Genomic DNA, 9334 nt, shown 5'->3' with positions numbered 1-9334 from the left:
TGGCCACCCCGTTGGAGGTGTGCGAGCAGCGCGACCGCAAGGGATGGCCGCCCTGCGGGCCGTCACCGGGGGCGGGGGTGGCCCAGGAGCCGGCCGGCCCGGCGGGCGGGTTCTGCGCGCAGCCGGTCAGCCCGAGGGCGGCGGCGAATCCGAGACCGAGGACGGAACGACGGGGAATCGACACGGCAGCGATCATCGCATCCGAACCCGTCCGCCGGGGTACGGCACGTCCGGGTGCCATCCGTCGCCTCCGCCTCAACGCGACGGGGGCCGGGTGAGGGCGTAGCCGTCGGCGCGGCGGGCCACCAGGCCCAACTCCTCCAGCAGGGCGAGTTTGCGTAACGCCGTCCGGACCGGAACGCCGGCCCGGGCGGCGAGCACGTCCGCGCCGACCGTGCCGCGTCGGGGCATCGACTCACGCAGCATGGTCGCCTCGTCGTCGAGGACGTCGGTCGGGCGGGCCGCACCCCGGGCGGGCGGCGCCAGGTCGACCCCGATCCGACCCACCTCCTCCAGCACGTGCGCGAGGCCGGTGACGAGCCGGGTGTCCCCGTACTCGCGGAGCAGCTCGTGTGCGCCGACGGACAGCGCCGAGGTGACCGGGCCGGGCACCACCATCGAGGGTCGTCGGAGGGCGATCGCCCGGTGCAGGGTCTGGGCCGCGCCGCTGCGTGCCGCCGCCTCGACCAGCACGCTGCCCCGGGTCCCGGCGGCGATCACCCGGTTGCGGACCAGGAAGCGGGGACGAAGCGGCTCCGCGCCCGGCAGCCACTCGCTGATCAGCAGGCCGGTCTCGGCGATCCGGTCGAAGAGCGCGGAGTTGCCCATCGGGTAGGGACGGTCCACCCCACAGGCCAGCACCGCCACCGTCACCCCACCGGCGTTCAACGCGCCCCGGTGGGCGGCGGCGTCGATGCCGAACGCGCCACCGGAGACCACCGTCCACTCCCGGTCGGCCAGGCCGTACCCGAGTTCGGTGGCGACGTGCACGCCGTACCCGGTGGCGGCCCGTGCGCCGACCACCGCGACCGAGCGGTCCAGCACCTCGGCCAGCGGCCACCCGCCGCGTACCCACAGGCACAGCGGTGGGGCGGTCTCCCGGTCGACCTTCCGGCTCGCCCCGGGCAGTTCGAGCCGTTCCAGGTCACCCAGCGGGGCGGGCCACTCGTCGTCGGCCGGACAGACGATCCGCGCGCCGAGCCGGTCGGTGAGCGCCACCGCCTCGGCCGCCACCGCGCGGGGGTCGCCGGCGTCCAGCCGGGCCGCCACCGTCGCCCGCAACGCGTCGCCGGGCGCACCACCGTCGAGCAGCAGCTTCAGGGCGGCCACCGCACCCAGCCGACCCACCAGCTGGTACACCGACCGGGTGCCCGGCTCGGCCAGCCAGGTGAGCGCCACCCGGGCGTGCAGATCCTCGATGCTGGTCACGCTTCCTCCCCCGTTCTGAGGCCGATGGCCTCCCGGACGTCGTCACGGTCAGGCCGGGTCCGGCCGTCGAGGTCGGCGATCGTCCAGGCGAGCCGGATGATCCGGTCGAAGCCCCGGGCCGAGAGCGAACCCCGGTCGAGTCGACCGCGTAACTCGGCGGTGGCCCCGGCGGCGAGCCGCCACGGTGGGCGGCGCAGCAGCGGACCGGGCACCTCCGCGTTGAGCCGGTGCCCGACGGCGGCCCACCGCTCGGCGGCAGCCCCGCGCGCCGCCACCACCCGGGCGGCGACCGCCGCCGACGGCTCACCGTCCGGGTCGGTGCCCATCAATTCGGCCGCCCGCACCGGCAGCACCCTGACCTGTACGTCGATCCGGTCGAGCAGGGGACCGGAGAGCCGGCCGAGGTACCGCCGGCGGGCCAGCGGGCTGCACTCGCAGAGCGTGTCGCCCCCGGGCCGGGCGCAGGGGCAGGGATTGGCGGCCAGCACCAACTGGACCCTGGCCGGGTACCGGGTGCCGCCCCGCGCCCGGGTCAGGTGCACCTGCCCGCTCTCCAGCGGTTGGCGCAACGCCTCCAGGGCGGCCTTGCTGAACTCGGCGGCCTCGTCGAGGAAGAGCACGCCCCGGTGCGCCAGCGACACCGCTCCCGGCCGGGCCAGTCCCGAGCCGCCGCCGACGAGGGACGCCACGGTGGCCGAGTGGTGCGGTGCCTGGAACGGTGGACGGCGCAGCAGCCGGCCGTCCGGCGGCAGGATGCCGGCGATCGAGTGCAGCGCGGTCACCTCCAGCGCGGCGGCGTCGTCGAGTTCCGGCAGGATCGACGGCAACCGTTCGGCGAGCATCGTCTTGCCGGCACCGGGTGGCCCCAGCAGGGAGAGGTGGTGTCCGCCGGCCGCCGCCACCTCCACCGCGCGTCGGCCCAGGCCCTGCCCGGCGACGTCGGCGAGATCCGGCCCGGCCGCCGCCTCGACGGGGACGGGGGGCGGTGGTTCGAGCAGGGGCGTCCCGTCCCGGATGAACGCCACCAGCCGGTGCAGGGTGTCGACGGCGCGGACCCGCACCCCGGGGATCACCGCCGCCTCCGCCGCGTTCCCCACCGGTACGACCACCCGGTCCAGCCCGGCGCGTACGGCGGCGGTGACCATCGGCAGTACGCCACGGACCGGGCGGACCGTCCCGTCGAGCCCCAGCTCACCGAGCACCACCACCCCCTCCACCGGCAGCAGCGGCAGTTCACCGGCGGCACCGAGCAGGGCGACCGCGATGGCCAGGTCGAAGGCCGAGCCGTACTTGGGCAGCGTGGCGGGCAGCAGGTTGAGGGTGATCCGGCGGTTGGGCCAGCGCTGCCCCGAGTTGACCACGGCCGCGCGGACCCGGTCCCGCGCCTCGTGCAGGGCGGTGTCCGGCAGCCCGGAGATGACCACCGCCGGCAGGCCGGGGGAGAGGTCCGCCTCGACCTCGACCAGGTGGCCGGTGACGCCGACCAACCCCACCCCGAGCACCTTGGCGTAGCTCACCGCGCCACCCCTGCCCGGACCCGCCCGCCGGACCACCGGTTCTCGTGCCGGCACCCGCCGGCCATCAGAAGGCGCCCTTGAGATGCTCGACCCGGGCCGGCCCGGCCGGAGGCAGCCGGACCGACAGCACGTCGAAGCGGACCTCGTCGGCGGTGGTCCCGGTCTCGGCCAACCAGCGGACGGCGAGCCCGCGCAACCGTCGGGCCTTGGCCGGGACGACCGCCTCGGCGGGACTGCCGTAGGTGTCCCCCCGGCGGGTCTTCACCTCGCAGAAGGCGAGGACCGGGCCGTCCCAGGCGATGACGTCGATCTCGCCCTCGCGGCAGCGCCAGTTGCGGGCCACCGGGCGCAGCCCGGCCCCGATCAGATGGCGTACGGCGCACCGCTCGCCGTACGCGCCGATCGCCTGGTTCCGGTTGGTCATGCCCGTCAGGGTCCGGGTGGGGGCGGGCGGGACGCGACCCCCGTGGCCCCGGCTGTGGACAACCCGGGGGGCTGTGGACGAGCGGACGATCAGGGCCCCGACGTGCTATGGACACCCGGATACGCCCTGCTCCGGGCGGGGTCGACCACCGGGGATGATCCGCCCGATCGGTCCTGTCGAGCGGTCCGACCTGCGAATGGCGTCGGACGGGTCGGTCGCATACGGTGCCGGACGTGGACGCACGACGGAGCTACCCCGAAGATCAGGAGTCGCGCTGGTACCCGGCCGGCCGGGACCGCGCGTACGACGACCCGGACTGGCGGACGGCGAGCGGGGTGCGCCGGTACGACGAGTTGCGGACACCCGACCAGCGGGCTGCCGAGGAGGGCCGGTACGCGGACGCGAACCGTCTCGATCCGGGGCGCTTCGACGCGGCCGACCCGTTGGGTGACGGCGGGGGCGACTCCGCCGGATACCGGCCGACCCGGCTCCGTCGGGACGAACCGGAGGTCTCCGGCGAACTCCCCACCGACCGGGTGGGCCGACGGGCCGCCCGGGAGGCCGGCGCCGGCGATTCCGGTCCGCTCGGGGACACCGGCGCGGGGTCGCTCGGCGGGTCCGCCCGGGGCATCGGCGACACCGGCACCGGCCGGCTGGCCGACAGCGGGCTGGGGCGGAGTGTGGGTGACACCGGCACCGGCCGGCTGGCCGACAGCGGGCTGGGGCGGAGTGTGGGTGACACCGGCACCGGCCGGCTGGGTGACACCGGGAGCGGCCCGCTCGGCGTGGCCCGTTCGAGCGGCGACACCGGCGCGGGCTCGCTCGGGGGCCTCCCGGTACGGGGTGCCGGTGACACCGGGGCCGGCCTGCTGAGCGACACCGGGGCGGGCCGGGGCGTCGGCGACCCGGGCGCCGGCCGGTCGGGCGGCGCCGGTCGGCTCGGTGCGGCTGACGGCGGCACCGGTCGGTTCGCCGCCGACTCCGGCGTGCTGGGGGTCAGCGGGGTCGGTCCGCTGGCCGGCTCCGAGCCGGGGCGGCCGGCGGCGCTGGGCAACTATCCGATCGTCGAACCCAACCGGCCGGCCGAACCCTCCCCGCTGGAGGTGCCGACCGGCCCGATGGCGCCGGTCGTGCCCCGTCCGGACGGCGTGGCCGGCCCCGACGGGGCGTACCGGACGGGTGGGCCGGCCTCCGACGGCGTCTACCGCACCCGGCGGCCGGCGCTGGCGGCGCTGCTGGGTCTGTCGGTGCTGGTCTTCGAGATTCCGGCGCTGCGGGTGCTGCTGCACGGCCTGACCGGCGATCCGGTCCCGGTGTCGCACGTCGTCGTGGGCATCTTCCTGGTGGTCGGGCTGCCGATCTTCGCCGGTGGCCTGTACGGGCTGCGTGCCGGCGGGCTGGCGATGGCCGATGGCGACCGGGGCTGGCTGCGCCCGCCGACCGCCTACCTCACCATCGGGCTGGTCCTCTTCGTCGCCGCCGCCCTGGCCGCCCGCTGACCCGCCCACCAGCCGGCTGCGTCGAGGGTGACGCCTCCCGCATCCCGGGCCGCCCTTCCATCGGAGGGGAGCCCGGGGCCGGGTGGCGGGGTGGGGGCGTACACTGGGCTCTTGGCGACCGCCTTGCGCGGTCGACCTCGCGTGCCCTCCCCACGTCTCGTCGTGGGGCGACGGCCTCCCTGGTCCCGATCCCGTCGGGCCCACCATGGCCGGCGACCAGGCGCCAGGACGCCCGGCCACCGGTCGGGCGGAACAACCAGGGATCTTGAGGAGTACCCCACCATGGCCGTCGTGACCATGCGTCAGCTGCTGGAGAGCGGTGTCCACTTCGGGCACCAGACCCGGCGCTGGAACCCGAAGATGAAGCGCTTCATCATGACCGAGCGCAACGGCATCTACATCATCGACCTGCGCCAGACCCTCGACTACATCGAGAAGGCGTACGACTTCGTGCGCAACACGGTGGCCGAGGGCGGCAGCATCCTGTTCGTCGGCACCAAGAAGCAGGCTCAGGAGGCCATCTCCGAGCAGGCGACCCGGGTCGGTCAGCCGTACGTCAACCACCGCTGGCTCGGTGGCATGCTGACCAACTTCCAGACGGTGTACAAGCGGCTCCAGCGGATGAAGGAGCTGGAGGCGCTGGGTGACCTGACCGGCACCGCCGCCGGCTACACCAAGAAGGAGACCCTCCAGCTGTTCCGTGAGAAGACCAAGCTCACCAAGACCCTCGGTGGTCTGCGGGACATGCAGAAGCTCCCGGCCGCGGTCTGGATCGTCGACACCAAGAAGGAGCACATCGCCGTCGACGAGGCCCGCAAGCTGGGCATCCCGGTGATCGCGGTGCTGGACACCAACTGCGACCCGGACGAGGTCGACTTCCCGATCCCGGGCAACGACGACGCGATCCGCTCCGCCGAGCTGCTGACCAAGGTCGTGGCCGCCGCCGTCGCCGACGGTCTGATCGCCCGTTCCGGCCGGCGTCGCGGTGGCGACGAGAAGCCGGAGGCGGGTCAGGTCGGCAGCGACGAGCCGCTGGCCGAGTGGGAGCGCGAGCTGCTGGAGCCGAAGAAGGCCGACGAGCAGCCGGCGGCCGACGCGCAGCAGCCGGCCGAGCAGCCGGCCACCGCCGCCGCCGAGTGACCGCACCGTCGCGTCCCGCCGCCCGGACGACCGGGCGGCGGGGTGCGACGGTCCCTGCCGGGCACGTCCGGCTCCGTTCCGGGTAACCGGCACCCCAGACCACCCACCGCAGTCTCAACACCGAAGAGAGAGTCATGTCCAACTTCACCGCCGCGGACGTCAAGAAGCTCCGCGACCTCACCGGCGCCGGCATGATGGACTGCAAGAAGGCGCTCACCGAGGCGGAGGGCGACTTCGACAAGGCCGTCGAGATCCTGCGCGTCAAGGGCGCGAAGGACGTCGGCAAGCGGGCCGGCCGGACCGCCGCCAACGGCCTCGTCGCGCACTCGGGCAAGGCGCTGCTGGAGCTCAACTGCGAGACCGACTTCGTGGCCAAGACCGACGCCTTCGTCGCCCTGGCGCAGCAGCTGGTCGAGCACGGTGAGCGCAGCGGCGTCGGCACCGCCGAGGAACTGCTCGCCACCGAGCTGGACGGCAAGACCGTCGCCGACCTGGTCCAGGAGCAGTCCGCCAAGATCGGCGAGAAGCTGGTGCTGAACCGCTTCGCCAAGCTCGACGGCACCGTCGCGGTCTACCTGCACCGCAAGAGCCAGGACCTGCCGCCGGCCGTCGGCGTGCTGGTGGAGTACACCGGCAAGACCGACGAGGCCGCCGACGCCGACGCCCGGGGCACCGCGATGCAGATCGCCGCGATGCGTCCGAAGTACGTCACCCGGGACGAGGTGCCGGCCGACGTCGTCGAGTCCGAGCGGCGCATCGCCGAGCAGACCGCCCGCGAGGAGAACAAGCCCGAGGCGGCCCTGCCGAAGATCGTCGAGGGTCGGGTGAACGCCTTCTTCAAGGACTACGTCCTGATCGAGCAGGCGTCGGTCGCCGACAACAAGAAGACCGTCAAGCAGGTGCTGGCCGAGGCCGGCATCGAGGTGACCCGCTTCGTACGGTTCGAGGTCGGCCAGGCCTGAGCCGCCCACGGACCGGGCGCGGACACCGCGCCCGGACGGGCACGCAACGTCGACGAGGAGGCCGCCGGTGTACGTGACAGGCACCGCGGCCTCCTCGTCACATAGGGTCGGCAACGGGCAGGTACGCGGTGACGCGGCGCGGTCGACGTGCGCGCGGGAAGGGCGGGGCGGATGACACAGGTTGTGAACGACCGGAGCCTGGAGGCGGACGACCCGACGGCGCCGCCGCCCGGCCGCGCCCGCCGAGTGGTGCTGAAGCTCTCCGGCGAGGTGTTCGGCGGTGGGGCGATCGGTGTCGACCCGGACGTCGTGCAGGCCATCGCCCGGCAGATCGCCACCGTCGTGCGGCGTGGTGTGCAGGTCTCCGTGGTGGTCGGCGGCGGCAACTTCTTCCGGGGCGCGGAGTTGCAGAAGCGCGGCATGGACCGGGCCCGCGCCGACTACATGGGCATGCTGGGCACCGTGATGAACTGCCTGGCGTTGCAGGACTTCCTGGAGAAGGAGGGCATCGAGACGCGCGTGCAGAGCGCGATCACGATGGCCCAGGTCGCCGAGCCGTACATTCCGCTGCGGGCGATCCGGCACCTGGAGAAGGGTCGGGTGGTGATCTTCGGGGCCGGTGCCGGGATGCCGTACTTCTCCACCGACACGGTGGCCGCCCAGCGGGCCCTGGAGATCCGCGCCGACGTGGTGCTGATGAGCAAGAACGGCGTGGACGGCGTCTACAGCGCCGACCCCCGGATCGACCCGGACGCCAGCAAGTTCGACTCGATCACCTTCTCCGAGGTGTTGCAACGCAACCTGCGGGTGGCCGACGCCGCGGCGTTCAGCCTCTGCATGGAGAACGGGCTGCCGATGCTGGTCTTCGGCGCCCAGGGCGAGGACACGATCATCCGGGCCGTCGGCGGCGACAAGATCGGTACGCTGATCACCGCCTGACCGATCCCGCCGGCCACCGACAGCGGTCCTCCGCACCAGAGCAGCAGATCAGCCCACGACGAGCAACAGAAGGAGGCGAGGAGACCGGTGATCGACGACACCCTCCTCGAGGCCGAGGAGAAGATGGAGCGTGCGGTCGAGCACGCCAAGGAGGAGTTCGGCGCCATCCGTACCGGTCGCGCCAACGCCGCCATGTTCTCCAAGGTCGTCATCGACTACTACGGCACGCCCACCCCGCTGCCCCAGATGGCGTCCATCGGGGTGCCCGAGCCGCGCATGGTCATCATCAAGCCGTACGACAACTCGCAGATCAACGCCATGGAGAAGGCGATCCGCGACTCGGACCTCGGGGTGAACCCGAACAACGAGGGCAACCAGCTGCGCATCCTGCTCCCGCAGATGACCGAGGAGCGCCGCCGCGAGATGATCAAGGTGGCCCGGCACAAGGGCGAGGAAGCCAAGGTGGCGGTCCGCAACGTCCGCCGCAAGGGCAAGGAAGAGCTGGACCGGCTGGTCAAGGACGGCGAGGTCGGCGAGGACGACGGCCGCCGCGCCGAGAAGGAACTCGACGACCTGACCCAGCGTTACGTCGCCACCGTCGACGAGCTGGTCAAGCACAAGGAGTCGGAGCTGCTCGAGGTCTGACCTCCCGGCTGCCACGGCACCGGCGCGGCACCGCCTGACGGCGGCGTCGCGCCGGTGCCGTCGTCGTGGAGGGCCCCGGCCGGCGGGGGCACCGCGAGGAACCCACCGCCTCCGTGCCGTGACGGACCGGCGGGACGGCGGGACCGACGGGGCGGGGCGGCACGACGCCACCGCTGGCCCGCCGGGCCCGGCGTCCACCGTGCCCGGCCGGCCCGTGCAGTAGGCTCGGCACGATTCCCGGCCACCGGGCGGTGAACGGCGGGGATCGATCGGCCGTCGGGCCGGTCAACCGACGTTGTCACGCGGGTAGGGGATGGTTGTGGTCTTGCGTCATGTGGTGGCACTCGTACCGTCGTCCGGTACGTGATGTCCCCCCTCGACCCCTACAGCGGCACCGGGCCCCGTGGCTGGGAGCGGTCCGACCGTCCTCCGGCGCTGCCCTGGCCGGACCGGGAGGTCGAACCGTGGTCCCCCCGGCAGTCGGGCACCGAACTGTCAGCGGTGCCGCAGGCCCCGCCCCGGCCGCCCGTGCGCCGGCACGACGAGTCGCCTGACGGTCCGTACGACCCGCCGGTGGCCGGCCGGCCGTTCGCCGACGACGACGCCCCGACCTCGCAGCTGCCCCCGGTCCGCGATGACGACGCCCCGACCGCCCAGCTGACGCCGGTCCGCGACGACGACGCGCCGACCTCGTCGTTCGCCCCGGTCCGCGACGACGTCGCCGCCCGGCCGCAGGTCGACACCGACCCGCCGGAGCCACCGCCCGGCCGGCGGTCCCCG

General features: G+C 74.0%; 9 protein-coding genes and 1 pseudogene. 6 read left to right on the top strand and 4 right to left on the bottom strand.

Annotated features, from left to right (window positions below; genetic code table 11):
- The 4 genes from H1A17_RS32120 to H1A17_RS32105 all read right to left on the bottom strand — a co-directional run.
- Positions 1 to 184 (bottom strand): hypothetical protein (locus H1A17_RS32120; protein WP_228544644.1); only part of this gene is annotated, 184 nt, incomplete at its 3' end.
- A gap of 71 nt (positions 185 to 255) precedes the next feature.
- Positions 256 to 1428, bottom strand: coding sequence for a DNA-processing protein DprA (locus H1A17_RS32115; RefSeq protein ID WP_194823635.1), 1173 nt, complete (start codon positions 1426 to 1428; stop codon positions 256 to 258).
- Complete coding sequence (locus H1A17_RS32110; RefSeq protein ID WP_194823634.1) at positions 1425 to 2945, bottom strand: YifB family Mg chelatase-like AAA ATPase; 1521 nt, start codon at positions 2943 to 2945, stop codon at positions 1425 to 1427. The genes H1A17_RS32115 and H1A17_RS32110 overlap by 4 nt, the downstream gene beginning before the upstream one ends.
- 64 nt (positions 2946 to 3009) lie before the next feature.
- Positions 3010 to 3369 carry a YraN family protein gene (locus H1A17_RS32105; protein ID WP_145918374.1) on the bottom strand — a complete coding sequence of 120 codons (360 nt, stop codon included), beginning with the start codon at positions 3367 to 3369 and terminating at the stop codon, positions 3010 to 3012.
- A 233-nt stretch (positions 3370 to 3602) separates the two neighbouring features.
- On the opposite strand from H1A17_RS32105, the gene H1A17_RS32100 reads away from it, so the two are divergent.
- The 6 genes and pseudogenes from H1A17_RS32100 to H1A17_RS32075 form a co-directional block, all read left to right on the top strand.
- The gene (locus H1A17_RS32100) at positions 3603 to 4868 is read left to right on the top strand and encodes a hypothetical protein (protein ID WP_309236921.1); all 1266 of its coding nucleotides are present in this window, start codon (positions 3603 to 3605) and stop codon (positions 4866 to 4868) included.
- A 282-nt stretch (positions 4869 to 5150) separates the two neighbouring features.
- Positions 5151 to 6008 (top strand): 30S ribosomal protein S2, encoded by an 858-nt coding sequence (gene rpsB / locus H1A17_RS32095; RefSeq protein ID WP_194823632.1) that lies wholly within the window; start codon positions 5151 to 5153, stop codon positions 6006 to 6008.
- A 134-nt stretch (positions 6009 to 6142) separates the two neighbouring features.
- On the top strand, positions 6143 to 6970 hold the full coding sequence (tsf, locus tag H1A17_RS32090; protein WP_088645507.1) for a translation elongation factor Ts: 828 nt from the start codon (positions 6143 to 6145) through the stop codon (positions 6968 to 6970).
- Positions 6971 to 7141: 171 nt separating this feature from the next.
- Positions 7142 to 7909, top strand: coding sequence for a UMP kinase (gene pyrH, locus H1A17_RS32085; RefSeq protein ID WP_091245924.1), 768 nt, complete (start codon positions 7142 to 7144; stop codon positions 7907 to 7909).
- An 87-nt stretch (positions 7910 to 7996) separates the two neighbouring features.
- Positions 7997 to 8554 (top strand): ribosome recycling factor, encoded by a 558-nt coding sequence (frr, locus tag H1A17_RS32080; RefSeq protein WP_145918377.1) that lies wholly within the window; start codon positions 7997 to 7999, stop codon positions 8552 to 8554.
- A 366-nt stretch (positions 8555 to 8920) separates the two neighbouring features.
- A pseudogene (locus H1A17_RS32075) lies at positions 8921 to 9334 on the top strand (hypothetical protein); the annotation flags it as partial.

Source organism: Micromonospora sp. S-DT3-3-22 (assembly GCF_015354745.1).
In the GTDB taxonomy this organism is placed as follows: Bacteria; Actinomycetota; Actinomycetes; order Mycobacteriales; family Micromonosporaceae; genus Micromonospora; species Micromonospora wenchangensis.
The sequence above is the reverse complement of the archived record's forward strand: the minus strand, read 5'-3'. Positions and strand labels throughout refer to the sequence as shown.

Coding starts and splice junctions, on each gene's coding strand:
- tsf (WP_088645507.1), top strand. CDS start 6,143: ATGTCCAACTTCACCGCCGCGGACGTCAAGAAGCTCCGCGACCTCACC.
- H1A17_RS32105 (WP_145918374.1), bottom strand. CDS start 3,369: ATGACCAACCGGAACCAGGCGATCGGCGCGTACGGCGAGCGGTGCGCC.
- rpsB (WP_194823632.1), top strand. CDS start 5,151: ATGGCCGTCGTGACCATGCGTCAGCTGCTGGAGAGCGGTGTCCACTTC.
- pyrH (WP_091245924.1), top strand. CDS start 7,142: ATGACACAGGTTGTGAACGACCGGAGCCTGGAGGCGGACGACCCGACG.